26 protein-coding genes and 1 pseudogene are annotated in these 24,834 nt (G+C 74.1%); 15 read left to right on the top strand and 12 right to left on the bottom strand.

What is annotated here, in order from left to right; all coding sequences use genetic code 11:
- Positions 1 to 138: 138 nt before the first annotated feature.
- Complete coding sequence (locus tag SNE206_RS29145) at positions 139 to 1,113, top strand: ABC transporter substrate-binding protein (RefSeq protein WP_407916500.1); 975 nt, start codon at positions 139 to 141, stop codon at positions 1,111 to 1,113.
- 69 nt (positions 1,114 to 1,182) lie between these two features.
- On the opposite strand, the gene SNE206_RS29140 is transcribed toward SNE206_RS29145, so the two are convergent.
- Positions 1,183 to 1,866 (bottom strand): 4'-phosphopantetheinyl transferase family protein, encoded by a 684-nt coding sequence (locus SNE206_RS29140; protein WP_407916499.1) that lies wholly within the window; start codon positions 1,864 to 1,866, stop codon positions 1,183 to 1,185.
- Positions 1,863 to 2,903, bottom strand: a complete 1,041-nt coding sequence (locus SNE206_RS29135; RefSeq protein WP_407916498.1) for a ketoacyl-ACP synthase III family protein — start codon at positions 2,901 to 2,903, stop codon at positions 1,863 to 1,865. The genes SNE206_RS29140 and SNE206_RS29135 overlap by 4 nt, the downstream gene beginning before the upstream one ends.
- Positions 2,904 to 3,192: 289 nt before the next feature.
- Between SNE206_RS29135 and SNE206_RS29130 the strand changes: the two genes are divergently transcribed.
- From SNE206_RS29130 to SNE206_RS29115, 4 genes are all read left to right on the top strand, one after another.
- The gene (locus SNE206_RS29130; protein WP_407916497.1) at positions 3,193 to 4,350 is read left to right on the top strand and encodes an acyltransferase domain-containing protein; all 1,158 of its coding nucleotides are present in this window, start codon (positions 3,193 to 3,195) and stop codon (positions 4,348 to 4,350) included.
- Between the two features lie 8 nt (positions 4,351 to 4,358).
- Positions 4,359 to 5,627 carry a beta-ketoacyl-[acyl-carrier-protein] synthase family protein gene (locus tag SNE206_RS29125; protein ID WP_407916496.1) on the top strand — a complete coding sequence of 423 codons (1,269 nt, stop codon included), beginning with the start codon at positions 4,359 to 4,361 and terminating at the stop codon, positions 5,625 to 5,627.
- A complete protein-coding gene (locus SNE206_RS29120) occupies positions 5,624 to 6,868 on the top strand; it encodes a ketosynthase chain-length factor (protein ID WP_407916495.1) in 1,245 nt (414 codons plus the stop codon). The genes SNE206_RS29125 and SNE206_RS29120 overlap by 4 nt, the downstream gene beginning before the upstream one ends.
- Positions 6,869 to 6,999: 131 nt before the next feature.
- The gene (locus tag SNE206_RS29115; protein ID WP_407916494.1) at positions 7,000 to 7,269 is read left to right on the top strand and encodes an acyl carrier protein; all 270 of its coding nucleotides are present in this window, start codon (positions 7,000 to 7,002) and stop codon (positions 7,267 to 7,269) included.
- Positions 7,270 to 7,333: 64 nt separating this feature from the next.
- Here the strand turns inward: SNE206_RS29115 and SNE206_RS29110 are convergent, their stop codons facing one another.
- Positions 7,334 to 8,281: an aromatase/cyclase gene (locus SNE206_RS29110; RefSeq protein WP_407916493.1), complete on the bottom strand. Its 948-nt coding sequence runs from the start codon at positions 8,279 to 8,281 to the stop codon at positions 7,334 to 7,336.
- A 32-nt stretch (positions 8,282 to 8,313) separates the two neighbouring features.
- On the opposite strand from SNE206_RS29110, the pseudogene SNE206_RS29105 reads away from it, so the two are divergent.
- Positions 8,314 to 9,201 (top strand): annotated as a pseudogene (locus SNE206_RS29105) (beta-galactosidase); the annotation flags it as partial.
- A 19-nt stretch (positions 9,202 to 9,220) separates the two neighbouring features.
- Here SNE206_RS29105 and SNE206_RS29100 read toward each other — a convergent pair.
- The 5 genes from SNE206_RS29100 to SNE206_RS29080 form a co-directional block, all read right to left on the bottom strand.
- Positions 9,221 to 10,855: a family 20 glycosylhydrolase gene (locus SNE206_RS29100; protein ID WP_407916492.1), complete on the bottom strand. Its 1,635-nt coding sequence runs from the start codon at positions 10,853 to 10,855 to the stop codon at positions 9,221 to 9,223.
- A 252-nt stretch (positions 10,856 to 11,107) separates the two neighbouring features.
- Positions 11,108 to 12,124, bottom strand: a complete 1,017-nt coding sequence (locus SNE206_RS29095; RefSeq protein ID WP_407916491.1) for an ROK family protein — start codon at positions 12,122 to 12,124, stop codon at positions 11,108 to 11,110.
- A 197-nt stretch (positions 12,125 to 12,321) separates the two neighbouring features.
- Complete coding sequence (locus tag SNE206_RS29090; protein ID WP_407916490.1) at positions 12,322 to 13,185, bottom strand: ketose-bisphosphate aldolase; 864 nt, start codon at positions 13,183 to 13,185, stop codon at positions 12,322 to 12,324.
- Between the two features lie 30 nt (positions 13,186 to 13,215).
- Positions 13,216 to 13,446 (bottom strand): hypothetical protein, encoded by a 231-nt coding sequence (locus SNE206_RS29085; RefSeq protein ID WP_407916489.1) that lies wholly within the window; start codon positions 13,444 to 13,446, stop codon positions 13,216 to 13,218.
- 76 nt (positions 13,447 to 13,522) lie between these two features.
- Positions 13,523 to 14,407 carry an SIS domain-containing protein gene (locus tag SNE206_RS29080; RefSeq protein WP_407916488.1) on the bottom strand — a complete coding sequence of 295 codons (885 nt, stop codon included), beginning with the start codon at positions 14,405 to 14,407 and terminating at the stop codon, positions 13,523 to 13,525.
- A 317-nt stretch (positions 14,408 to 14,724) separates the two neighbouring features.
- Here SNE206_RS29080 and SNE206_RS29075 point away from each other — a divergent pair, with 317 nt between their 5' ends.
- The 4 genes from SNE206_RS29075 to SNE206_RS29060 all read left to right on the top strand — a co-directional run bounded on the left by SNE206_RS29075 (position 14,725) and on the right by SNE206_RS29060 (position 18,278).
- Positions 14,725 to 15,510 carry a DeoR/GlpR family DNA-binding transcription regulator gene (locus tag SNE206_RS29075; RefSeq protein ID WP_407916487.1) on the top strand — a complete coding sequence of 262 codons (786 nt, stop codon included), beginning with the start codon at positions 14,725 to 14,727 and terminating at the stop codon, positions 15,508 to 15,510.
- Positions 15,511 to 15,592: 82 nt separating this feature from the next.
- Positions 15,593 to 16,810, top strand: a complete 1,218-nt coding sequence (locus tag SNE206_RS29070; RefSeq protein ID WP_407916486.1) for an aminotransferase class V-fold PLP-dependent enzyme — start codon at positions 15,593 to 15,595, stop codon at positions 16,808 to 16,810.
- 122 nt (positions 16,811 to 16,932) lie between these two features.
- Positions 16,933 to 17,628: a GntR family transcriptional regulator gene (locus tag SNE206_RS29065; protein ID WP_407916485.1), complete on the top strand. Its 696-nt coding sequence runs from the start codon at positions 16,933 to 16,935 to the stop codon at positions 17,626 to 17,628.
- A gap of 119 nt (positions 17,629 to 17,747) precedes the next feature.
- Positions 17,748 to 18,278: a VOC family protein gene (locus tag SNE206_RS29060; RefSeq protein ID WP_407916484.1), complete on the top strand. Its 531-nt coding sequence runs from the start codon at positions 17,748 to 17,750 to the stop codon at positions 18,276 to 18,278.
- 216 nt (positions 18,279 to 18,494) lie between these two features.
- On the opposite strand, the gene SNE206_RS29055 is transcribed toward SNE206_RS29060, so the two are convergent.
- Positions 18,495 to 18,950: a MarR family winged helix-turn-helix transcriptional regulator gene (locus SNE206_RS29055; protein WP_407916483.1), complete on the bottom strand. Its 456-nt coding sequence runs from the start codon at positions 18,948 to 18,950 to the stop codon at positions 18,495 to 18,497.
- An 89-nt stretch (positions 18,951 to 19,039) separates the two neighbouring features.
- Here SNE206_RS29055 and SNE206_RS29050 point away from each other — a divergent pair, with 89 nt between their 5' ends.
- Positions 19,040 to 19,987, top strand: coding sequence for a zinc-binding alcohol dehydrogenase family protein (locus SNE206_RS29050; RefSeq protein WP_407916482.1), 948 nt, complete (start codon positions 19,040 to 19,042; stop codon positions 19,985 to 19,987).
- Positions 19,988 to 20,116: 129 nt separating this feature from the next.
- Here the strand turns inward: SNE206_RS29050 and SNE206_RS29045 are convergent, their stop codons facing one another.
- Complete coding sequence (locus SNE206_RS29045; protein ID WP_407916481.1) at positions 20,117 to 20,731, bottom strand: TetR/AcrR family transcriptional regulator; 615 nt, start codon at positions 20,729 to 20,731, stop codon at positions 20,117 to 20,119.
- A 49-nt stretch (positions 20,732 to 20,780) separates the two neighbouring features.
- Between SNE206_RS29045 and SNE206_RS29040 the strand changes: the two genes are divergently transcribed.
- Together SNE206_RS29040 and SNE206_RS29035 are read left to right on the top strand one after the other, a co-directional pair.
- Positions 20,781 to 20,954 (top strand): hypothetical protein, encoded by a 174-nt coding sequence (locus SNE206_RS29040; protein WP_407916480.1) that lies wholly within the window; start codon positions 20,781 to 20,783, stop codon positions 20,952 to 20,954.
- Positions 20,947 to 22,431, top strand: a complete 1,485-nt coding sequence (locus SNE206_RS29035) for an MFS transporter (protein ID WP_407916479.1) — start codon at positions 20,947 to 20,949, stop codon at positions 22,429 to 22,431. The genes SNE206_RS29040 and SNE206_RS29035 overlap by 8 nt, the downstream gene beginning before the upstream one ends.
- 59 nt (positions 22,432 to 22,490) lie before the next feature.
- Here SNE206_RS29035 and SNE206_RS29030 read toward each other — a convergent pair whose 3' ends face one another.
- A complete protein-coding gene (locus SNE206_RS29030) occupies positions 22,491 to 23,129 on the bottom strand; it encodes a TetR/AcrR family transcriptional regulator (protein ID WP_407916478.1) in 639 nt (212 codons plus the stop codon).
- A gap of 78 nt (positions 23,130 to 23,207) precedes the next feature.
- Between SNE206_RS29030 and SNE206_RS29025 the strand changes: the two genes are divergently transcribed.
- Both SNE206_RS29025 and SNE206_RS29020 read left to right on the top strand, forming a co-directional pair.
- Entirely contained in the window at positions 23,208 to 23,621 is a 414-nt protein-coding gene (locus tag SNE206_RS29025; RefSeq protein ID WP_407916477.1) for a DUF4345 domain-containing protein, read from the top strand.
- Between the two features lie 91 nt (positions 23,622 to 23,712).
- A complete protein-coding gene (locus SNE206_RS29020) occupies positions 23,713 to 24,657 on the top strand; it encodes a DUF4240 domain-containing protein (RefSeq protein ID WP_407916476.1) in 945 nt (314 codons plus the stop codon).
- Between the two features lie 35 nt (positions 24,658 to 24,692).
- Here the strand turns inward: SNE206_RS29020 and SNE206_RS29015 are convergent.
- On the bottom strand, positions 24,693 to 24,834 hold a 142-nt coding region (locus SNE206_RS29015), incomplete at its 5' end, for an ATP-binding protein (protein ID WP_407916509.1).

Here is a 24,834-nt window from a genome sequence, read left to right as displayed (position 1 = left end):
GCACCGACCCGCGCGGGGACCGCTGCCCCGTCCGCACGCCGCCCGCGCCTGCCGTCCGGCGCCGGGCCCCGCCGTGCCGCCGCCGCGCCCACCGTCCACCACGTGCTCCCCACCGCTCGACACCACACGGAGAACCCCATGCACCTCGTCCCGGCCGCGCCCCGCACGTCCCCGCACGGACACGGCCCGCGCCTCCTGCGCACCGTCCCGGCCCTGGCCACGGCCACGCTGCTCACGCTCGTCCTCGCGGCCTGCGGGTCCGGTACGGAGAAGATCCCCGAGGACACCAGAGCCGCCGACCTCGGCCGCGAGGACGTGGTCTCCGCCCTGAAGAAGGACGACGCCCTCGCCGCGCAGCTGCCCGCGGACCTGCGCGCATCGGGGGTGCTGCGGATCGGGTCCGGCATCGGGGTGGTGCCCATCGCGTTCAGCCCGGAGGACGGCGGGCCGCCGCGCGGGCTCGACATCGACATCTCCGAGGCCGTCGCACGGCTGCTCGGCCTCAAGGTGGAGCGTACGCACGTCAGCGGCGCGACCCTCATCACGGGCCTCAACGCCGGCCGGTACGAGCTCGGCACCGCGAACCTCGGCGTCACCGAGGAACGCAAGCAGGCCATCGACTTCGTGCTCTACAAGACCGACGGCACCGGCTTCGCGGTGCGCAGGAACAGCACGCTGCAGAAGGTCGACACCCTGACACAGCTGTGCGGACTGAAGGTCGGCACCGGCACGGGCACGTCGTACGAGGCCGACCTCACGAAGGCGAACAAGGAGTGCGCGGCCCAGGGCAAGCAGCCGATCACCGTCAACACCTACTCCGACGCCGCCGCGCACTTCCTCGCACTGCGCCAGGGACACGTGGACGTGCTGATGACGACCTCCAGCGTGCTGCGCTACGCGGAGACCCAGCAGCCGGACCTGCGCTACGTCAACGAGCTGGAGCGCAAGAACGTCGGCCTCGCCGTCAAGAAGGGCTCCCCGCTCGCCGGCCCCCTCCGCGACGCGGTGAACGAACTCATCCGCAACGGCACGTACACCACGATCCTGACGAAGTGGGGGGTCAAGGACTCGGCCGTCCCGGAGTCCGTCGTCAACCCGCCCACCAAGCCCTGACGCAGCACCGGTTCCGGCCTCCCGCACGACCGTGCGGGAGGCCGCGGCGCTCCCGGCCCGCCGTCGGCGTCACAGGCCGGGGGCCGGCGGCCACGCCCGCGTCCGCCAGGTGATCCCGGGCAGGTCGGGTACCGCGAGAGCGGCGTGGACGCCGGCCGGGACGGGCAGCGAGTGGACGCGCCACCCCGCGGGGGTGCGGGCCGTGAGCAGGCACTCCGGGCCGGTCTCGATGCGCCGCAGATCCGTCGCGACCCCCGTGCCCATGGCCTTGGCGACCGCCTCCTTGCGGGTCCAGCAGCGGAACAGCAGCGCGGGCCCGCCCGAGGCGACGAGCCGCCGCTCGTGCGGCGAGAGCGCCCTGCGGGCGATCGCGTCGACGTCCACCGGCCGCTCCCGCTCCACGTCGACACCCACGGGGAAGCCGGGCGCCACCGCCACCGTCCAGTGCGGGCCCGAACGGGACAGGCTGAACGTCACGGGGACGGGGGAACCGACCAGGGCCGGCGGCCCGTGCTCCGGGCTGCCGCACTGCGGGCAGGCCGTCCGGCCGAGGGACAGGCCCGCGGGGTCGGACCCGACCCGCCCGGCGAGGATGCGCCGCAGCGCCGTGTGCGCGGCGGCCCAGCGCCGGGCGGCGAGGGGCCGCCGGATGCGGCGCAGGCGTGCGAGCTCGGCCCCGGACAGCAGAGCCGTCTCCGGGGCCGGGCCGTCGTCCGCGACCCGGCCCACCCACACCGTCACCCCGAGGCTCACGGGACCGCCGCCCCCGGGTTCTCCCCCGTGAACTCCACGACCGCGCAGCTCCACGTGAAACCCGCCCCGACGCCGAACACCAGGCCCAGCTCGCCGGAGCGCACCAGGCCCGACCCGCCGAGGAAGGCGAGACCCGCGAACTGGTCGCCGGCCCCCAGGTGCCCCACCGAACGGCCCCACGGCCAGGTGGTCCTCTCCTCGGGGATGTCCCAGCGCCGCAGGAAAGCCGAACCAAGCCTGCCCCGGCCGAAGTTCGGCAGGACGAACCAGGAGATCTCCGCGAGCGCGCAGTCCGCCTCGGCGAGCGCACGCTTCAGCGCCTCGTCCTGCCCGGAGGTGATCCGGGCGACACTGTACGACCGGCCGGTGTCCTCGACGAACGCCTTCTGCAGCAGCCCCAGGTCGATGGGCCGGCGGACGGCGAACGGCACCGGCGAGAACGGGTCGCGGCCCCGGTGCATCTGTTCCAGATCGGCGTCCGACACCGTCACGAGGCTGCGCAGCTGCGCGAAGCCCCCGTCCCCCCGGCCCAGGACGAGCGCGGTGCCGGCGTCGCCGTACACGGTGCCCGGGTCGCCGCGCCAGCGGTCGAAGCCGGGCGCGCCGAACACGTCACCGGTCGTCAGCAGCGCCGCCGTACGGCCGGGCGAACCGGAGAGGTAGCCGGACGCGAGGTCCAGGGCCGCCATGCCGCCGTTGGACAGCTGCCGGATCTCGATCGCGGGGCACCGGTTGCCGACCGCGCACCGCTGGATGTACGAGGCGGCGGCCCAGAGGTCGTGCCCCTGGTACTGGACGGTCGCGTGCAGCAGCAGATCGATGTCGGCGGGATGCGTCCCCGTACGCTCCAGCACCGCGCGTGCCGCGCCGACCGCGAGCTCCGGCGCGGAGGAGCCCGCCGACACGGCGACGGAGGAGATCCCGGTCCGGGCCACGGTGCGTTCGTCGCACAGCCCGTCCCGCAGCGCCTCCTCCGCGCTGCACCTGTCCTCCAGGTGCAGCACCGCTCCGGCGATGTACAGGTCGTCGAACCTCATTCCCGATGCCCTTTCACCGGCCCTGTCAGGACTGCCCCGTGGACGCCGACGGCCGCCGGTCCAGGGGGTGCCCGGCCCGGCGGCCCTCGAACGACCGCGGTGTGCCGGGGCGACGGGTCGCGTGCCTCCGGCTGGGATTCACGGTCCGGCCCGCCGGTGGACGAGCGGTCCAGAGCGACTGGAGAACCCCGCCGCCGGCCCGGGCGCGTGCGGGCCCCCTGTGCCCGCGGTCGACCGGGGCTCCAGACGAGGCCGCGACCATGGCGGGACCGACGAGAGGAGACCTGCCGTGACCGCTCCGCCACCAGCCGCTCTGCTGTTTCCCGGGCAGGGCGCCCAGCAGCCCGGCATGGGCACCGGCCTGTACCGCGCCCACCCCGGCTTCCGGGCCCGGATGGACGAGGTGCTGGAGCTGTGGCGCCTGCACGGGTTCGACCTGCGGGCCGACTGGCTCGCGGCCCGCGGCGGTCCCGGGGACGACGGCCTGCGCGTCGCGCAGCCGATGCTGTTCTCGGTGAACTGGGCCGTCGGCCGGACGGTCCTCGACGCCGGGGTGCGGCCCGCGGCGCTGCTCGGCCACAGCGTCGGCGAGGTCGCCGCCGCTGCCCTGGCCGGCGTCCTCGACGTGGCGGACGCCGTGTCCCTGATGGCGGACCGGATCACCCGGCTCGACGGCACCCCGCCGGGCGGCATGCTCGCCGTCCGGGCCGCCCCCGGCGAACTCGCCCCGTACACGACGGACGAGGTCGTCGTCGGCGCCGTCAACGCGCCGCGCCAGGTGCTGCTCGCGGGCCCCGAGCGGCAGCTGCGCCTCGTCGAGGAACGGCTGCGCGCCGACGGCTTCACCTGTCGCAGGGCCCGCGCGCTCAACCCGTTCCACAGCCCCGTGCTCACCGAGGCCTCCCTGGGCGCGCTGCCGCTGCTCGCCGCCGTACCGTTCCGGCCGCCGCAGCTGCCGCTGCACTCCGCGTACGAGCCCGGGCCGCTGAGCGCCGAGCGCGTCCTCGACCTGCGGTTCTGGGCGCTGCAGCCGGCCCGTCCGGTGCTCTTCGGGCCGGCCCTCGACCTGCTGCTGGCCGGGCAGGACCTGGTGCTCGCGGAGGCGGGTCCCGGACAGGGCCTCACCGCGCTCGCCCGCCGGCACCCCCGGGTGGCGAGGGGCGGTTCACGGGCGGTCGGCCTGCTGCCCGCGCGGCCCGGGCCGCCGGACGTCGAACGGGCGGTCCTGGAGAGGGCGCTCGCCGAGCTCGCGGGCGCGCCCGCCGTGCCGCCGGGCGACCCGGTCCGTCCCGCGGTGCCCGTCCCGGTGCGGTCCGGCGGTTCGGCCGAACCGGTGTCCGAACCGGTGTCCGGGCCGGTGTCCAGGCCGGTTCGAGCCGGTCTCCAGAACGACTTGACACGGTCGCGGTCGGGGACCGGAGTGCCGGTCCCCGCCGACAGCGAGTGAGGATGCCCATGGAACGACGCGTCGTCATAACCGGCATCGGTGCGGTGGCGCCCGGGGGAACAGGGATCAAGCAGTACTGGGATCTGCTGTCGACCGGGCGGACGGCCACCCGCACGATCTCCCTTTTCGATGCCTCCCCGTACCGCTCCCGGGTCGCGGCCGAGGTGGCCTTCGACCCGGCGGCGGCCGGGCTGTCCCCGCAGGAGCAGCGACGGCTCGACCGGGCGGGCCAGTTCGCGCTGGTCGCCGCGCGGGAGGCGATCGCCGGTTCCGGCCTCGACCTCACGGACCCGTCCGCCGTGCGCACGGGGGTGTCGCTCGGCTGCGCGGTCGGCTGCACCACGTCGATGGAGAACGAGTACGTCGTGCTCAGCGACGGCGGCGCCCGCTGGCTCGTCGACCACGCCTACGCGGTGCCCCGGCTCTACGACCACTTCGTCCCGAGCTCGCTGGCCGCCGAACTCGCCCGCGAGGTCGGCGCCAGGGGGCCCGTGTCGCTCGTCTCGGACGGCTGCACCTCGGGCCTCGACGCGATCGGCCACGGCGCCGACCTGATCCGCGAGGGCAGTGCCGACGTCGTCGTCGCGGGCGGCACCGAGGCGCCGATCTCGCCGATCACGCTCGCCTGCTTCGACGCCATCAAGGCCACCACGCCCCGCAACGACGATCCGGAGCACGCCTCCCGCCCGTTCGACAACACGCGCAACGGACTCGTCCTCGGCGAGGGGGCGGCGGTGCTGATCCTGGAGGAACTGGAGCACGCCCGGCGCCGCGGCGCCCGGATCCACGCCGAGGTCGCCGGGTTCGGCACCCGCAGCAACGCCTACCACATGACCGGTCTGCGGGCGGACGGCGCCGAGATGGCGGAGGCGATCCGGGTCGCGCTCGCCGAGGCACGGCTGCTGCCCGGGCAGGTCGACTACGTCAACGCGCACGGCTCCAGCACCAAGCAGAACGACCGGCACGAGACCGCCGCGTTCAAGACGTCGCTCGGCGAGCACGCCCACCGGGTGCCCGTCAGCTCCATCAAGTCGATGATCGGGCACTCGCTCGGCGCCATCGGCGCCCTCGAACTCGTCGCCTGCGTCCTCGCGATGGAGCACGGCGTGATCCCGCCGACGGCGAACCTGCACGAGCCCGACCCGCTGTGCGACCTCGACTACGTGCCGAACACCGCGCGGGAGGCCCGCGTCGACTCCGTGCTGAGCGTGGGCAGCGGCTTCGGCGGGTTCCAGAGCGCCGTCGTCCTCGCCCGTCCCGAGAGGAGCCTCGCATGACGGACACCACCACCCGTCCCGTGATCACCGGCATCGGCGTCGCCGCACCCACGGGGCTCGGCGCCCGCGCGCACTGGACGGCCACCGTGGAGGGCACGAGCGGCATCGGGGAGATCACCCGCTTCGACGCCTCCGGCTACCCGGTGCGGCTCGCCGGCCAGGTGCCCGGCTTCGAGGCCGCCGAACACATCCCTAGCCGCCTGCTGCCGCAGACCGACCACATGACCCGGCTCGCCCTGTACGCCGCCGACGAGGCCCTGAAGGACAGCGGCCTGGACCTCGCCGCGCTCTCCCCGTACGAGGCGGGGGTCGCCTCGGCCTCGTCGATGGGCGGCTTCGAATTCGGCCAGCGCGAGCTGCAGAACCTGTGGAGCAGGGGCGGCCGGTTCGTCAGCGCGTACCAGTCGTTCGCCTGGTTCTACGCCGTCAACACCGGTCAGATCTCCATCCGGCACGGGCTGAAGGGCCCCAGCAGTGCCGTCGTCAGCGACCAGGCGGGCGGCCTCGACGCGATCGGGCACGCCCGGCGGCAGATCCGCAAGGGCACGAAGGTCATGCTCGCGGGCGGCGTCGACGGAGCCCTGTGCCCGCTCGGCCTGGCCGGGCAGCTCGCCTCCGGCCGGCTGAGCACCGCCGACCGGGCCGACCGCGCCTACCTGCCCTTCGACGAGGCCGCGTCCGGCCACGTGCCGGGCGAGGGCGGCGCCTACGTGGTTCTGGAGCACCCGGCGGAAGCCGAACGGCGCGGAGCCCACGTGTACGGCGAACTCGCCGGGTACGCGGCCACGTTCGACCCCGACCCGGCGGCCCCGGACGCCGACGGCCTGCAGCGTGCGATCCGGGCCGCCCTCGCGGACGCGGCCGTGGAACCGGCCGGCATCGCCGTCGTGTTCGCGGACGCCGCCGGTGCCCCCGCGGCGGACCGCGCCGAAGCCGCCGCGATCGCCTCGGTGTTCGGCGCCCGCGGGGTGCCGGTCGCCGCACCGAAGACGCAGACCGGCCGTCTCTTCGCCGGGGGAGCCACGCTCGACCTGGTCTCCGCGCTGCTCGCGCTGCGGGACGGCAGCGTCCCGCCGACCGCGCACGTCACGGCGGTCGCCGCGGACTGCCCCGTCGACCTGGTGACCGGCGGGCCCCGCCGGCTCACCGGCGACGCGGCCCTGGTCCTGGCCCGCGGGGAAGGGGGCTTCAACGCGGCCGCGGTCGTCACGGTCACCGCCCCGGCCGGTCCGACGACCTGACTCCCGACTGTTCGACCTCGACCGTTCGACCCTGACTATTCGACCCCGACGACCTGACGACCCGACGACCCGACCCCGGTGACCGCCGGCCGGGGCGGCACCGGCACGAACGAGAGGAAGGAATTCCTGCCATGAGCACGAACGAGGCCACGGCCCTGAGCATCGACGAGTTCACCCGCATCCTGCGCGAGTCCGCGGGCGAGGACGAGGCGGTCGACCTGAGCGGCGACATCGCCGACGTGCCGTTCACGGACCTCGGCTACGACTCCCTCGCCCTGCTGGAGGTGGGCGGCCGCATCGCCCGCGACTTCGGGGTCGACCTCCCCGACGAGGACCTCGACGGCGTGGAGACCCCGAGGGCCTTCGTCGACCTGGTCAACTCGGCCCTGTCCGGCGGCTGAACGGCACGCACGGAGGGCGGGCCCCGGATCTCCGGGGCCCGCCCTCCGTGCGTCCGGCCCGGCGTCAGCGGGAGCCGTCCCGCTCCGCGGCCTCCTTGGCCAGGACGAGGGTGGCCGTGCTGTTCCTGCCGAGGGCGCCGCGGACGAGCGCACGGGCCGTGTCGAGCGTGGCGTCCGGCCCCAGCAGCTCCCGGATGCGCTCGGGACGCAGCACGACGGTGTGGTGCGAGGTGGCGCGCACGCCGTCCCCGGTCGGCCTGACCGTCCAGCGGCCGGTGTGCGCGGCCATCAGCGGCGGCACCTGCACCTGCTTGTACACGAGCCGGTCCGGCGTGAAGCCGACCCGGACCGACTTCGTCGTGTGCACGGAACCGTCGGCGGCCCGGGTGTCCATCTCCACCGTCTGCAGGTTCTCGCCGGGCTCGGTGAGCACGAGCCGGTCGACGTGCGGGAGCCGCTCCTCCCACCGGCCGGCCTGCCAGAGGAAGTCGTAGACCTGCTCCGGGGTGCCCGCGATGTCGACGTGGTCGGCGAACGACAGCAGCGTCCCCGGTTCGGCGGCCAGCGACTCGGCCGCCGCCTTCAGGGCGGCCAGTTCGGAGCTGCTGTTGGTGTCCACGGCCCGCTCCACCCACTCCCGGTCCGCCGGGTCGTCGTCGACGACGGTGAAGTCGTGCAGCAGGACGACGCGGCTGCCCCCCGGTGCGGCCTCGACGATCCACTCGCCGCCCATCGACGCGACCGGCGCGGACGAGACCTCCTGGCGGAACGTCACCCGCAGGGCCTCCGGATCCAGCGTGCGACGGGAGGTCCACGTCCGCACCTCCCCGTTCGCGAACGCCCAGATCCTCAGCCGCTCCGACCGGACGCCCCCGTCCAGCGTCTCCACGTGCACGGTGGGCGGGAAGAGATGCGGCCAGTCCTCCGCCCTCGCCACGAGGTCGTAGACGGCCCTGGGGCCGGCCGCCACATCGATCGCGTGCTCCGTTTTGACGACGCCTGAGTTCGACACGCAGTACCCCTTTCCGAGATGTCGTCACGAGTGTGGGCACCTGCGCTCCAGCGGTGGTCGAGACCGGCTCCAACAACTTCTACATGTTCCACGGCGGCACCAACTTCGGCTTCACCAACGGCGCCAACGACAAGCACACCTACCGGCCGACCGTCACCTCCTACGACTACGACGCGCCGCTGGACGAAGCGGGCGACCCCACCGAGAAGTACACGGCGTTCCGCCAGGTCATCGCCAAGTACGCCCCCGTACCGGCGGAACCCGTGCCCTCTCCCGGCGCGAAGCCGGCCGTCCCCCGCATCACGCTCGCGACGACGGCGCCCCTGCTCGACCGGGCGCACCTGCCGGGCGCACCGGTCGCCTCCGAGCACCCGCCGACCATGGAACAGCTCGGCCAGGACTTCGGGTTCACCCTCTACCGGGCCGCCCTTCCCGCGGCCGGACCCACCCTGCTGGAGGCCGAAGGCGTCCACGACCGCGCCCAGGTCCTCGTCGACGGCCGGCCGGTGGGCGTGCTGGAACGCGAGAGCCACGAGCACGCCCTCGCCTTCACCACCCCGCGCCGCGGCGCCGAGCTGAGCGTGCTCGTCGAGAACCAGGGCCGGGTCAACTACGGCCCGGGCATCCACGACCGCAAGGGGCTCACCGGCACCGTCCGCGTCAACGGCACCCGGCTCACCGGCTGGACGAGCCTCCCGCTGCCGCTCCGCACCCTGGCCGGACTGCAGTTCACCGCCACCGGCACCACCGCGGTCGGACCCGCCTTCCACCGCGGCACGTTCACCGTGGACGAGCCCGCCGACACGTTCCTCTCCACCCGCGGCTGGACCAAGGGCAACGCCTGGATCAACGGCTTCCACCTGGGCCGCTACTGGTCACGGGGTCCGCAGCACACCCTGTACGTCCCGGCCCCCGTCCTGCGGCCCGGCCGGGACGAGATCACCCTTCTCGAACTCCACGCGCGACGGCCGGCCGGGTGGTGCCGTCGACCGGTTCGGACGCGGGCTCCGCGATCGTGTCGGGCAGGTAGCCGGTGCCGGGGCCCTGCCCGACGGTGCCGACCCTGGCCAGGAACGCCGTGTAGTCGGTGCCCGCCGCGCGGGCGGACCACATCTTCTGGGCGAGGGCGGCGAAGCTCTTCTCGATCAGGGTGTGGGTCTGGAGCTCGGTGTAGGTCGCGCGGACGAGGTCGTTCCAGACGGCGGGCATGGCGCCGAGCAGGTCCGGGTCCTGGACGGCGAGGTCCTGGCCGCGGCCGAAGACGTGGGGTGCCCAGTTGAGGAAGATGTCCTGACCGTCGAGCCCCTGGGGGTGGTAGTAGGTCGCGAACGGTACGACGTAGAGCAGGTTGTCGTTGGAGTTGATGACCTTGTAGCCGTCGGCGATCGCCGCCTTCGGCGCGTACCAGTCGTTGTTCCAGCTGTTGACGGTCATGTTCTTGTCGTAGCCTGCGCCGCTGCCGCCCATCACGCCGAAGCTTCCCCAGGCGTTGACGTTCTTCCCGAGGGAGCGCACGTAGGGGACGACGGCGTTGACGTACGTCCTGTACAGGTCGGTCAGTTCCTCCGGGTACTCGTCGATGCCGATGTGCACCGTGGGGCCGCGGAACCAGGGGACGAACTCGGCGAAGACGCTCTTCATGAAGTCGGTGGTGGCGGGCTCGGTCAGGTCCAGGTGGTCGGAGTTGCCGCCGTCGAGACCGAGGCTCGGCCGGAACCGGATGAACGCGCGGGCGTGGGCCGGGGCGTCGATCTCGGGGACGAGGGTGACGGCGTTCGCGGCGGCGGTGTCCTCGAAGGTGTCCCAGTCCTGGCGGGTGTAGCCGTCGGTCGAGGCCAGCCCGGCGAAGGCGGGGTCGGTGCTCTGGAGCCGGAACGCGGAGAGGGCCTGCGACCAGTCCCCGTCCGGCGCCGAGGGCTCGTTGTCGTTGAGGTGCAGCTGGAGGGTGTTGAGCTTGAGCCAGCCCATCCAGTGCAGGTACGACCTGATGAACCCGGGGGTGTAGTAGCGGCGGCCCACGTCGAGCATGAAGCCCCGGACCGCGTAGTCCGGGAAGTCGACGGCGGTGCCGGCCGGCACGCTGGACCGGTCGGGCGAACCGAGGACGGCCTGCAGCAGCGTCCGGGTGCCGTAGTAGAGGCCCTTCTCGCCGCCGCCCGTGATGCTGATCGAGCCGGCGTCCGCGGTCAGGCGGTAGGCCTCGGCGCGTAACTCCGTCCTGGCGGCGCCGTAGTCGGCCGCAGGGTCGACCCGCAGGGCGATGTCGCCGGTGTTCGGGGAGCCCGTGGCGACGGTGAGGTGCAGGCCGGTGAGCTCGGCGGCCTCGGCGGCGAGCTGGGAGGCGAGGCCCTGCACGGCGGCCGGGGCTCCGGCCGGGACGACGATGCGGCCGGTCGGGGCAAGGGTGATCCGGCCGGTGCCGCCCGTCCACTGCTGGATCGCCGGCACCACACCGGGTGGCGCGGTGCCGGCCCCGGCGGCTGCCGCCGGGGCCGTGCCGTGCGCCGCCGCGACGAGCGGCGGCAGGAGGAGGACGCAGGCGAGCAGTCGCCCTGCGGTGCCTTTCAGCTGCATGTTCCGGGCTCCTGAGGGTGGGGAGGGGACGCCGCGCGGTGCCCCTCGGTCCGCACGGTCACGAGGACGGGGAGGCGAAGGGCCGACACGTGCGGGGTAGGCCCACGATCGGCCTGCGGATGCTCGTGGGGCAAGAGGTGTGGACCAATGGCGTGACGGCTCCGCAGGTCCGTGCCGCCGCCGGAATTCTTCGGACGGGTGAGGCGCGGCCCCGGACCGGCCGGGTCGATGTGCGGCGGAGGCGGCCGGTCGTCAGTGGGCGGCCAGGCCCGCGGGAGCGCCCGCGGAGGCCGGCGTACGGTCCTCGGCGTCCCAGGCGTGCAGCCCGGCTCCGAGGCAGCCCGCCCTGTCGCCCAGCGCGGCGGTGACCAGGCGTGGACGCCGGTGGAAGGTCAACTTCCTGTCGAGACAGGCCCGGAGCGGGTCCAGCAGGAGACCGCCGGACTCCGCCAGGCCGCCGCCGAGGACGACGACCTCGGGCGCGAGCAGCGTGACGGCGGCGGTGAGGGCGGTGCCGAGGCCGTCGACGGCGCGCCGCCAGACCACCCGGGCCGCTTCGTCGCCGTCGATGTCGCCGTTGCCGTTGCCGTTGCCGTCGCCGTGCCCGCCGCCGAGCCGGGCCGCGACGTCGGCCGCACCTCCGACGGGGCGGCCGGTCAGCGCGGTGTACGCCGCCGCGATCCCCGCCGCGGAGGCGACCGCCTCCAGGCACCCGGCCGCGCCGCAGGCGCACCGCGGGCCGTCCGGTTCGACGACGAGATGGCCGAGCTCGCCCGCGTAGCCGCCGGCGGTGAGCAGCCGGCCGTCGTGGACGATCGCGGCCGAGATCCCGGTGCCGATCGCGACGAACAGCGCGTCCCGTACGCCACGGGCCGCGCCCAGCCGGACCTCGGCCAGGGCCCCGGCGCGTACGTCGTGGCCGAGGGTGACCGGGAGGCCCGTGCGTTCGGTGAGGAGTGCGCCGAGGGGCAGGTCGCGCCAGCCGAGGTTCGCGGAGCGGACGGCGAGGGCGCGCCCGGCGTCGACGATGCCGGGCACTACGACCCCGGCCCGCCGGACGGTGAGGGATCGCTCCGCGGCCCTGCGGTGGAGGGAGCGCAGGGCCGACACGATCGCGTCGACGACGGCCTCGGGCCCGTCCGAGCGGGGGGTGGGGCACCGCTCGGCGACCAGCACGCCCGCCCCGCGGTCGAGGAGGGCCCCCTTCATCCCGGTGCCGCCGACGTCCAGGGCGAGCACGCACTCCCCGCTCCGCGGCGCATCAGCCATCGCGCCCCTCCAGCGGGACGGGGTGGCGGCGGGCGGGATTCCCCGCACGGCACGCCGGGGGCGCGGCAGCGGGCCCCGACCGGGTGTCCGGCCCGGCGGACGTCCGGCACGGCGTGGTGTCAGGCATGGGCGGCTTCCTCGTGGGCGGCGGGGCGGCGGACCGGCGGAGTGGCGGAGTGGCGGACCGGCGGCCGGGATCAACCGGCGGCAGCGGTGACGACGGTCGTCAGGAGCTGGGCGGCGGTGTCGGCGACGGCCGCGCGGCCCGCCGCCAGGTAGCGCCGCGGGTCCACCACCCGCGGGTCGGCGTCGAGGTGCGCGCGGATCGCGCCGGTCATCGCGATGCTCAGCGCGGTGCCGATGTTGACCTTGCTGATGCCGCCGGCGACGGCCCGCTGCAGCTCGTCGTCGGCGACGCCGGAGGAGCCGTGCAGGACGAGGGGGACCGCGAGCGCCTCGTGGAGCGCGGCGAGCCGGGCGTGGTCCAGCCGGGCGTCCCGCGAGGTCATCGCGTGCGAGCTGCCGATCGCCACGGCGAGGGCGTCCACCCCGGTCTCCTCGACGAACCGCCGGGCCTCACCGGGGTCGGTGCGGGCACCGGGGGCGTGGGCGTCCAGGGGGCCGGTGCCGTCCTTGCCGCCGACCTCGCCGAGTTCGGCCTCCAGCCACAGGCCGTGGGCGTGGGCCCACCGGGCGGCCTCGCGGGTGACGGCGACGTTCTCCCCGTAGGGCAGGTGCGCGGCGTCGAACATGACGGAGCCGAACCCGCAGTCGGCGGCCTGGTGGAGCAGCGCCTCGCTCTTCACGTGGTCGAGGTGCAGCGCCACGGGCACCGCGGCGGCGCGCGCGGCGCTCACGGCGGCGGTGGCGATCGCGTGCAGGCGGCCCGCCCGGAACTTCACGGCGTTCTCGCTCACCTGGAGCACGACGGGCTCGCCGACGGCCTCGGCGGCGGAGATGACGGCCTCGACGTGTTCCAGGGTGATGACGTTGAACGCGGCGACCGCGCTGCGTCGGGCGACGGCGTCGGCGACGAGTGCGCCGGTGGTGCTGAGAGGCATCGTGGTCCCTTGCTCGTGAGGGGGGGTGGGTCAGGCGGGAACGACCTGGACCCGGGCGAGGTGGGCCGGACCGGTCCGGGAGAGGTCGGCCGCGACCGCTGCGCCTGCGGCACCGCCCGGCGGAAGGACCGCCACCGCCCGGCGGCCCAGGGCGTGCAGGACCCCGGCCACGTTGACGCCCTTGCCGCCGGCCTGCTCGTGGACGGCGTCCACCCGGTGGCTCGTGTGCGGCGCCGGGTCGGGCGTGACGGTGACGATCACGGCCGAGGTCCTCCGTGCGTCGTGGACCCGGCGGCAGCGGCGGGGGTAGGGGTGAGGGCGGCGGGCGGGGCCGGGGTCATGCGTCGGCGAGGATCACGGAACGCGTCAGGTTGCGGGGCCGGTCGGGGTCGAGGCCCCTGGCCTCGGCGACGGCCACGGCGAGGCGGTGGACGCGTACGAGTTCGGCGAGCGGGTCGAGTGCGCCTGCGATCCAGCGGGCACCGGTCGCCTCCACCTGCCGGGCCAGCCCGGCGGGCGCTTCGCCGAGCATCCAGGTGGCGGTGGTGGGTGCCGCGATGCTGATCGGCCCGTGCCGGTACTCCATGGCGGGGTAGGCCTCGGTCCAGGCGAGGGCCGCCTCGCGCATCTTCAGCCCGGCCTCGTTGGCCAGGCCGACGGTCCAGCCGCGCCCCAGGAACGTGAACTGGGTGCGGTCGACCAGCCCGGCGGGCAGGGGCTCCGCCAGGGCGCGGCGGCCGTCCTGCTCGACCTCCTCGGTGTGCAGGCCGAGGTGCGCGCGCAGGAGCGTCAGCGCGGTGGTGGCGAACCGGGTCTGGACGACCGACCGTTCGTCGGCGAAGTCGAGCACGACGAGGTCGTCGGCCAGGGACGCCACGGGGGTGTTCGGGTCCGCGGTGACGGCGACGGTGCGCACCGTGCCCCGCAGGGCGCCGAGGAGTTCCAGGACCTCGGTCGTGGTGCCCGACCGGGTCAGCGCGATCACCCGGTCGTAGGCGCGGGTCGCCGGGAACTCGGAGGCGGCGAACGCGTCGGTCACCCCCTGCCCGCTCGACTCCCGCAGTGCGGCGTACGCCTGGCCCATGTACAGGGACGTCCCGCAGCCGATGATCGCGACCCGTTCGCCGTGCGCGGGGAGGGCGTCCTGCCGGGTCGCGGCGAGGTCCGCCGCGCGACGCCAGCAGTCCGGCTGGCTGGCGATCTCGGTCTCGACGTACGTCATGCAGGGCCTCCACGATGACTGCTTGATTGAATATGATGCTCGATTGCTCTATTCAATCATCTATGAGCATTCATGGATAGCTGCCGGTGCTCGGACATGTCGCGGCACGCTTCCGCTCGGGGGCGGCGCCGGCGTGGCTGCTGCGGGGGTGCCCGTGCGCCCCGGTGGTGCTTGCCTGGTTGAATATGACGACATATAGCTCATTCGATCAAAAAAGAGCACATAGTCTGGCGGTTCCGTCACCTTGTCCGCGATACGCTTCCCCTGCCGACACGACACGACATGACACGTGCCGACACGACACGTAAGGAGAGGCCATGGGGACGCACGAGAGGTGGACGCGTCTGCTGGAGATCCTCGGGGACAAGGGGCGGATCGAGGTCGGCGAGGCCGTCGAGCTGCTCAAGGTCTCCGCGGCGACCGTGCGCCGCGACATGGACGAGCTCGCCAACCAGCAGCTGCTGGTGCGCACCCGTGGTGGCGCGGTGCTGAGCGGTGTCGCGTACGACCTGCCGCTCCGCTACAAGACCGCGCGCCGCGCCGACGAGAAGCTGAGGATCGCGAAGGCCGCCGCCGCGCTGATCCCGCCCGGTGCGGTGGTCGGCCTCAACGGCGGCACCACCACGTCGGAGGTCGCACGCGAGCTCGCGACCCGCGCCGACCTGGCGGAGCACTCCGGCGGCACGGCGCTGACCGTCGTCACCAACGCGATCAACATCGCCAACGAGCTGGCCGTACGGCCGTACGTGAAGACGGTGGTCACCGGGGGAGTGGCCCGCCCGAACTCCTACGAGCTGACCGGCCCGATGGCCACCATGGTGCTCCAGGGCATCGCGCTGGACTACGCGATCCTGGGCGTCAACGCCGTCGACCCCAAGAACGGCGCCGCCACCCACGACGAGGGCGAGGCCAGCGCCAACCGCGCCATGGCGCTGCGGGCGGACAAGGTGATCGTCGTGGCCGACGCGACGAAGATCGGCCGACGCGCCTTCGCCCAGGTCTGCGCCGTCCACGAGTTCTCCGTCCTCGTCACGGACAAGGACGCCCCGGACGAGGTCATCGAGCAGTTCGTCGCCCAGGGCACGGAGGTCCACTGCGTGTGACCCCGGGTCCGCGCAGCATGCCGCTGCCGGCCCCCCGGCCCCGACACCGCAGGCCCCGGAAGCACCCCCGAACGGAGACGGCATGAGTTCCGCACCGCAGCCGCTGCTGCTGCCGGACGGCTCGCCCGCCGCGCACGCCTGGACGCTCGACCCGGCACTGAAGCACCTCAACCACGGGTCCTTCGGCGCAGTCCCGCAGGCGGCACAGCAGGAACAGCAGCGGCTGCGCGCCGAGATGGAGCGCGCGCCGGTGGTCTGGTTCCCGGGCCTGGCGCAGCGCGTCGCGGCCGCCCGGGCGGCGGTCGCCGACTTCCTGCGGGTCGGGACGGCCGATCTCGCCCTCGTGCCCAACGCCAGCGCCGGGGCCAGCGTCGTCTACGGGAACCTGCCGGCCCGGCCCGGCGGGGAGGTCCTGGTGACCGACCACGGCTACGGCGCGGTCACCATGGGCGCCGAACGGCTGGCCCGCCGCTGGGGCGGCAGCGTCCGGACGGCACGGGTGCCGCTCGACGCCACCGCCGAGCAGGCCTGTGCGGCGGTGCTCGCCGGGATCACCGACCGGACCGCGCTGATCGTCCTCGACCACATCACCTCGGCGACCGCCCGCTGGATGCCCGTCGCGCAGATCGGTGCGGCGGCCCGCGCGCGGGGCATCCCGCTCCTGGTCGACGGCGCCCACGTGCCGGGCCTGGCCGAAGACCCCCTGGCCGGGCTCGAGTTCGACGTCTGGGTGGGCAACCTGCACAAGTTCGGCTGCGCCCCGCGCGGCGCCTCGGCACTGGTGGCCCGCAGCGAACTCCGGCACGAGCTCCACCCGTTGATCGACTCCTGGGGGGCCGGGGAGCCCTTCCCCGAGCGTTTCGACACCCAGGGCACGCTCGACGCCACCGGCTACCTGGCCGCCCCCGCCGCCCTGGACTTCGTCGAACGGACCTGGGGATGGAAGGCCGCCCGCGGCTACATGCACGACCTGGCCGACTACGCCGAGCGGATCGTCGGCGAGGCCCTCACGGAGCTGACCGGCGAGTGTGCCGCGGTCGACGTCGGCATGCCGGTGAACGCCCTGCGGCTGGTCCGGCTCCCCGCCGGCCTGGCGGGCACCCGTGCCGAGGCCGACGCCCTGCGTGACCGGTTCGCGGCGGAACTCGGCGTCGAAGCCGCTTTCACCAGTTTCGGCGGCATCGGCTACGTCCGGCTGTCGACCCACGTCTACAACACCGCGGCCGACTTCGAGCACTTCGCCGAGCGCTGCGTACCCGTGCTCGGCGCGTGGGCGCGCACGGCCCGCGGCGGCGCGTAGCGCGGGGACGGCCCGGCGGCGCCGAGGCGCCGCCCGGCAGGACCGGGATGCCGTGTCCGCCGGATCCCGTCCGGTAAAACGTGACATTGTACTATGTGCCCTGCACACCCTGGAGGCACACCATGGCGGATCCCGAGCGCCGCGCCGTCATCACCGTCCAGGAGCGGCTGCGCGACCAGGTCGCGCACGCGCTGCGGGCGGCGCTGATCTCCGGCGAGCTGCGCCCCGGGGTCGTCTACTCGGCACCCGCGCTCGCCGTCGACTTCGGGGTGTCCGCCACCCCCGTCCGCGAGGCGATGCTCGACCTCACCCACGAGGGCCTGGTCGAGGCGGTCCGCAACAAGGGTTTCCGGGTCACCGAGCTCAGCGACCGCGACCTCGACGAGTTCACCGGGATCCGGGCGCTGATCGAGGTGCCCACCGTCGGGCGGGTCACCCGGACGGCCGCCCGTGAGCAGCTGGAGGCGCTGCGCGGCGCGGCCGAGGCGATCGTCGCCGCCGCCCGGGCCCACGACCTGATCGCCTATCTGGAGGCCGACCGGAGGTTCCACCTCGGACTGATCGGCCTGGCCGGGAACGCCCGACTGGTGGAGACCGTCGGCGACCTGCGCAAGCGCTCCCGGCTGTACGGCCTCAAGCGGCTCGACCGGCGCGGTGAACTGGTGCCCTCCGCCGAGGAGCACCTGGAACTCCTCGACCTGATGATCGCCGGTGACGCCGAAGCCGCCGAGGCGTGCATGGCCCGTCATCTCGGCCACGTCCGCTCGCTCTGGGCGACCGGCCTGGACGGGGACAGGGACGGGGACGGCGCCCCGTAGTCGTCCGCCGCGCCGGATGCTTCCGCCCCCCCGGTTCAGCGGTGCAGCGGTGCGGCGGTGCGGCGGCGCCTGGGCATGGTGCGTGTGCGCTGCGTGCACGGGAGAGGGGGCCTACCGTCGTGGGGAGACCCGAGGAGCGGGAGGACACCGTGCCGGAGCAGAAGATCACCACCTTCCTGTGGTTCGACGACCAGGCCGAGGAGGCGGCGCGGTTCTACACCGGGCTGTTCCCGGACTCCCGGATCACCGAGGTGCAGCGGTACGGGGAGGCGGGCCCCGGCGAGGCGGGCTCGGTGATGACGGTGGCGTTCGACCTCGCGGGGCAGCAGTACATCGCGCTCAACGGCGGCCCGCTGTTCCCGTTCACCGAGGCGATCTCGCTCCAGGTCGGCTGCGACGACCAGGCGGAGGTCGACCGGCTCTGGGCCGCCCTCACCGAGGGCGGGCAGGAGAGCGCCTGCGGCTGGCTGAAGGACCGCTACGGGCTGTCCTGGCAGATCACCCCCCGACGGCTGATCGAGCTGGCCGGCGCCCCGGACACGGCCGGGGCCCAGCGGGTGATGCGGGCGATGCTGCAGATGAAGAAGATCGACATCCAGGCACTGGAGGACGCCTACGCCGACGGCGGCGGGACCGGCCCGGCCTCGTAGGGACGGACCGCCGGCTCCGCCGCCTTCCTGCGGCCCGGCGGCCGGTGTCGAGCAGCCGCACCGAGCGGTCGAACCAGCGCCCGACCGGGGAGCCGACCGATGCTGTCGGTGCGGCGGCGAGCGTCGACGCGGGGCTGTCCGGCCTGGCCGGCGGCTGCCGGGAGTGCGCGGGTGTCGTCCGGCGGCGTTTCGCGCCGGGCTGTCCGGCGGGTGGCGTCAGCGGGTCGGAGCGGTGGGTGTCTGCTCGACGAGGGTGGCGGTGGCGCGGTCGAGGAACTCGCAGAACCGGCGGTGCTCGTCGGTGTCGAAGCGGTCGGTCAGGGCGCGTTCCAGCACGATGATCTCCTGGTAGGCGCGGTCGAGCAGGCCGCTACCGGTGTCGGTGAGGGTGGCGATCATGACCTTCGCGTGGGTCGCGGAGGCGTTGCGGTCGATGAGCCCCTTGGCCTGCATGCCGTTCAGGACGGTGGCCATGCTCTGCTGGGAGACGCCGCAGGCGCGGGCGAGCTGGGCGCCGGACCGGCCGTCCGTGCGGGAGAGGGCGAGGAGCGCCGCGTACTGGGTCATGGTCAGCCCGTAGGTGCGCAGCACCGCTTCGTGGTGGGCCATCAGTGCTTGTTCGGCGCGGCGGATGCGCGTGCACAGGTATTCCTCGACGGGCACCTCGGTCATGTCTCAACCTTCTTACTTGACTCAACTATCTGATACTCGCTACGTTCGTCAGTGTCAGGTTACTGAGTCGACTCAGAAAGTTGAAAGCCATGAAGGCTGTTGTCCTGGGCGCCGACGACCACTTCCGTCCGGCCGAGGTCGCCGAGCCGGTGCCCGGGCCCGGCGAGGTGGCCGTCCGGGTCGCCTACGCGGGTGTGCAGTGGGGCGACGTGCTGGTGCGCGACGGGCACTTCCCCGTTCCGCGACCGTTCGTGCCCGGCTTCGAGGCGGCCGGCCGGATCGCCGCGGTCGGTGACGGCGTGGACGGGAGCCGCATCGGGGAGCAGGTCGTCGCGCTCGTCGGCGGGGGTGGCTACGCACAGGTCGTGCTGGTGCCGGCCGTGCTGGCGATCGGCACGGAGGGCGTCGACGTGCGGACCGCGGCCGGGGCCGGGTGGGTCGCCCCGACCGCCTACGACCTGATCAACGCCGTCACCGGGGTCGGCCCGGGGGACAGCGTGCTGATCCACGCCGCGTCCGGCGGAGTCGGCACCCTGGCGGCACAGTTCGCCGCCGTCGCGGGAGCCCGGCGCATCGTCGGCGTGGTCGGCAGCGCCGAACGGGCCGACTACGCCCGCCAGTTCGGCTACGACCAGGTGCTGACCCGCGAGGAGTTCCCCGGGGCCCTCGGCGAGGAGACCTTCGACGCGATCCTCGACCCCGTCGGGGGCGCGACCCGGATCGCGAACCTGGCGCACCTGGCACCGCACGGCCGGCTCGCGGTCTACGGCAACATCGCCACCTTCGAACCCGTCGCCGTCTCGACGAACGACCTGCTCATGAACGGGCAGTCCCTCATGACCTACAACAGCAACCTCCTGAGCCGCACCGCCCCCGCCCGGCTGGCCGCCGCCGCCACCCGCGCCCTGGCGCTCGTGGCGAACGGCTCGGTGCGCGTCGACATCACCGCCGAGCACGAACTCGCGGACGTGGCGACCGCGATCGACGACCTGGCGACCGGTGCCACCTGCGGGAAGAGCATCGTCCGCGTCCGGTGACCACGGCCGCCGACCCGTGCGTTCCCGATGCCTCCGGGCTGCCCGGTGAGCCTCCCGTCGCCGGGGTGCGCCGGGGTGCGCCGGGGTGCGCCGGGAGCGGTGAGCCGGCCGCCCGGTCGTCACGGGTCGTCACGGTCGGGGTGTGACTCCGCCGCGGAGCGCGTCGAACAGCCGCTCGATGCGCGCGCGGTGGTCGTCCACCACGGCGTCCGGCGGCTCTCCGGCGGTGAGGCGGCGTGCGGTCTCCACCAGTACGGTGCTGTAGCCGGCGATGAAGAAGGCGGCGAGCAGGGTGCCGTCGCCCTCGAAGGCCGGGTCGCGGGCGAGCTCCTCGGTGAGGGTCCGCTGGAGATCGGAGGCGATCTCCCGTGCGCGGGCGATCAGTGCGGGCGACGCCGCGACGGTCCGGAAGAAGGGGACGGATCCGCCGTTGACGCCGGAGAGCGGGTGGCGGGTGTCGACGAGGCGGAGGGCCGCATCGCGCAGGGACGCCTGCACGTCGACGCCCGGGGCGCGGTCGTGCACCGCCGAGCGCAGGAGTTCGACCGCGTCGACCGAGCGGTCCAGGAGGAGATCCTCCTTGCGCGGGAAGTGCTTGAAGACCGTCACGCTCGACACGCCGGCCTCCCGTGCGACCTCGGCGACGGTGACCGCGTCGAACCCGCGGTCGAGAAACAGTCGCGTTGCGGCCTGCGAGATTTTCGCGCGCGTCTGCGGTCCGCCCCGCTCTCCGGTCCTGGGCATCCGATCTCACTTCCTTGTGTAACTAAACTTAGTCACGTAACTTAGTGGCATGCCCTCCGAACAGACCACCGTCATTGTCGTCGGGGCGGCTGCCGCCGCAGTACGCGCCGCCCCGGTGCGGGCCCCGGCCGCCGCCCGCACCGTCCCGGCCGGGGTGACCGGCCGCCGAGAGCGGCCCGCTCCGGCACGGGACCACGACGCGAAGGGGGTGCCCGGTGTCTGAGGAGACGGCAGGCCGGTCCCCGCGCTCCCCCCGATCGCTGCGGGAGGCGTGGGTGGCCCTGGCGGGACTCTCCGCGGTGTTCCTCTTCGAGATGCTCGACAACTCGGTCCTGAACGTCGCGCTGCCCACGATCGGACGCGAACTGCACGCCTCGACGACCGCGCTGCAGTGGGCGACGGGTGCGTACGCGGTCGTCTTCGGCGGGCTGATGCTCGCGTTCGGCGCGGTGGCCGACCGGTTCGGCCGGCGACGGATCATGCTCGTCGGGCTGCTCCTGCTCGGCGTGGCGAGTTCGGCGACCGCCTTCGTCTCCACCGTGGAGCAACTGATCGCCGTCCGGGTGGTGCTGGGGGTCGCCGCCGCCATGACGACGCCGGGGGCGATGGCGCTGGCCTTCCGGCTGTTCGACGACGACGGCCTCCGCGTCCGGGCGACGACCCTCATCACGACCGTCGGTCTGGTCGGCCTCGCGATCGGCCCGACCGTGGGCGGCTTCGTGCTCGCGTTCGCGCCGTGGCAGGCCCTGCTGCTGGTGAACGTGCCGATCGCGGTGCTCGCGATCATCGGCGTGCGGTTCGGCGTCGCCGCGGACACCGCGGCCGACCTCCACCGAGATCCGGTCGACGTCGCAGGTGCGGTGCTGGTCGCCGCGGCGATCGTGCCGGCACTCGTCGCGCCGACCCTGTTCGTCGACGAGGGGGCCGGATCGTGGGCCCCGTGGGCGGCCACCACGGTCGCCGTCGTGGGGGCGGTCCTCTTCGTCCTCCGCGAGCGTTCGGCACGCCACCCGCTCCTCGACCTCGCCCTCGTCGCGCACCCCCTGGTGTCGAGCGGCCTGGCGTTCAAGGCCGCGGCCGGGCTGGCGACCGCCGGCCTCGGCTACCTGGTGACGCTGCAACTGCAGCTCGACCGGGGATGGACGCCCGGCCTCGCCGCCGTCGGCATGCTGCCGCAGGTCGTCGTCCTCGTCGCGGGCGGCGCGTTCGTCGGCCCGCTCGTGCGAAGGGCCGGACTCGACCGGGCCGCCCGGCTCGGCGCCGCGGCGGTCGTGCTCGGGCTCGCCGTGTACGGCCTGCTGAGCCGCTTCGGATACGGGTGGATCGCGATCGCCCTCGTGCTCGTCGCCGCCGGGATGCGCGTGGTCGGCGTCGTCGCCGGGGTCAACGTGCTCCGCGGCCTGCCGAAGGACCGGACCACGATCGGCGCGGCCCTCGTCGACACCGCCACCGAGGTCACCTCCGGCGCCGGCATCGCCGTCACCGGCACCGTCCTCGCGGCGCTGTTCACCGGCACCGTCGCCACGCCGGACTGGACCGCGCAGCAGACCGCGGAGTTCCGGGGCGCCGTCACGATCGCGGGCCTCGCCCTCACCGCCGTCGCCGCGGCGCTCGTCGGCTGGGGGATCGCCCGCGCCCGGCGGGCCGCGGACGACCGGGTGGCGGCACCCGCCGCCGAGGCCGTCCCCGAGCCGGTCTGACGGAACGTCACGAGGGCCTTGGGATCCCGCCTTCCGGTGCACGGGCACCGGGCCGGTGGTCACCCACCGTCCGGCGCCGGCCGGCCGGTACGGCCGGGCCAGTCCGGGGCGGGGTCCTCGTCGAGCAGGGGCCGGACGGCGCCCAGGACAGCGCCGATGCACACGTCGCGCAGCTCGGCGCGGGTGCAGGTCTCCTCGGTGAGCCAGTCCACGCACAGCACCTGGACGAAGACGAGCCAGCTCTTCAGGACGCCCGACACGGCGTCCCGGGTGCGGCCGTCGGGGAGCGGGAGCACGCCGAGCAGTCCTTCGCGCAGCGCGTCGAGCTCGCCGTCGATGATCGTCCGGACCACGAGGTCGCCGGCCAGGACGCGGTTCGCCGCCAGGACGGTGTTCCGGTTCTCCGCGAAGTACCCGATGTGAGCGTCCAGGCCCTCGGTGAGCTGCTCGACCAGGGTCGCGGCAGGGTCGAAGCGGGTCCGGGCGAGCAGCTGGTCGGCGACCTGCTGGTAGAGGGCGGCGAAGAGGTCGCGCTTGCTCGCGAAGTGCCGGTAGAGCAGGGCCCGGGAGACCCCGGCGTGCTCGGCGACGTCCTCCATCAGCACCTCCTCGTACGGGTGCGCGGCGAAGAGCTGCGCGGCGACGCCGAGGAGCCGGGCGCGGCGTTCGGCAGGGCTGAGTCGCTGACGGGGAGGCACCGGCCCATGCTACTTGACACGCGTCTACCAGAGCCCCCTACCTTGGTACACACACGTCTACTACGGGGGATGGCGGTCATGACCAGAGTCAAGGTGCTTCGGGGGCTCGCGCTGGCGATGGGATGGGCGTGCGTGGCGATCGGCCTTTTTCACGTCCTGCTCGGGAACGCCGCGATCCCGGGTGCGGGCTCGCCCGGCCCGACCGTCGACAGTCTCGGACGGTTCTTCGGCGCGATCTTCGCCGGGTACGGCGCCGCCTGGATCCTGGTGGCCCGCCGGTCACCCGTCCCCGCCACCGCGGTGCGGTGGCTGGCCGGAGTGTTCCTGCTCGGCGCGGTCGGGCGGCTGCTGTCGCTCGCCGTCCACGGGTGGCCGCACTGGTTCCAGGTGGTGCTGACGGTCGTCGAGCTGGCGCTGCCACCGGTGTTCCTCCAACTGGCCGACGCGGAGGAGAAGGCGCTCCGGCCCGTGGCGCCGGGCGGACGGCGGTAGGCGCGTCCGTACGGGCAGGGCCCGCTGTCGGAGCCGGCTGCGATGCTGCCGGGCGGAGAACGACGGCGACGGACGGCAAGGGCTGGGTGCGATGGGCTTCGAGGGTCAGGTGTGGCGGCTGGTGCGGCGAGAGGAGGAGGTGGGCGAGATCGTGATCGAGGAGGCCGACTTCCCGTGGCTCCGCGGGCGCTTCGTGCCCGGGCCGGGGTTCGCCGTCGTCCGGCCGCTCTTCGTCCGGGCGCTCGCGCTGTCCGAGGCGGAGGACTGGGAGGCCTTCGACGGCGCCTACCAGGAGATCGCGGACACGATGTCGATGGTCGCGCCCTCGGGCCCGGTCGCCGAGTTCCTGCTGCACGTCCAGGACGACCAGGCCTGGTTCCGGTGGAGCGACGAGCCGTTCGAGGACGAGCCGTTCGAGGGCGGGCGGGGCGAGGACGGGCCGTTCGAGGGAGGGCGGGGCGAGGACGGGCCGTTCGAGGGAGGGCGGGGCGACCGTGCGGCCGACCGCCCGGACCCCTCCGCCGGTGCCGCAGCCGACCTCGATCCGCCGGTGATGACGTGGGAGCGGTTCTGGCAGCTGATCGAGGTGCTCGGCGGCGAGGACGCCGTCCGCACCTGCGAGCGTTTCGAGAAGGCCTGCGCCCGCCTGACCGAGGTCCTCGCAGGCGGGTCGGCGGGCAGCATCATCGGCTTCGGTGAGCGCCTGGCGGAAGCCCTCCACCGGCTCGACCGGCAGGACTTCGGCACCCTGCCCGTCCTCGGTACGGAGGAGTGCGGCGGCTCGCCGTTGCCGCAGTCGGACGACGGCTTCCTGTACGCGCGCGCCGCCGTGGTCGCCGCCGGCCGCCGGACGTACGAGGGCGTCTTCGGCCACCCGGAGCGCTTCGCGCCGTTCACCGCGCACGGGTGCGAGCTGCTGCTCCACGTGCACGAGGAGGCGTTCGAGCAGGTGACCGGGACGGCGTGGGACCGTCTGACCCGCTACGACTACGAGTCTTGCTCGAACGAGGACGGCTGGCCCGCGCTGCGCGGCTGATGTGCTGCGCGCGGAGGCGTTCGGCGTCGGCCGGTTCAGGGTGTGGTTCGGGGTGGGAGTGCTTGTTCGGCCCAGATGGTTTTGCCGTTGACGGCGTAGCGGCTGCCCCAGCGGGTGGCGAGTTGGGCGATGAGGAAGAGGCCGCGGCCGCCTTCGTCGGTGGTGCGGGCGCGGCGT

It is taken from the genome of Kitasatospora sp. NE20-6, assembly GCF_045862635.1.
Note: the sequence above shows the minus strand (reverse complement) of the source record. Positions and strands in the feature narration are given on the sequence as shown.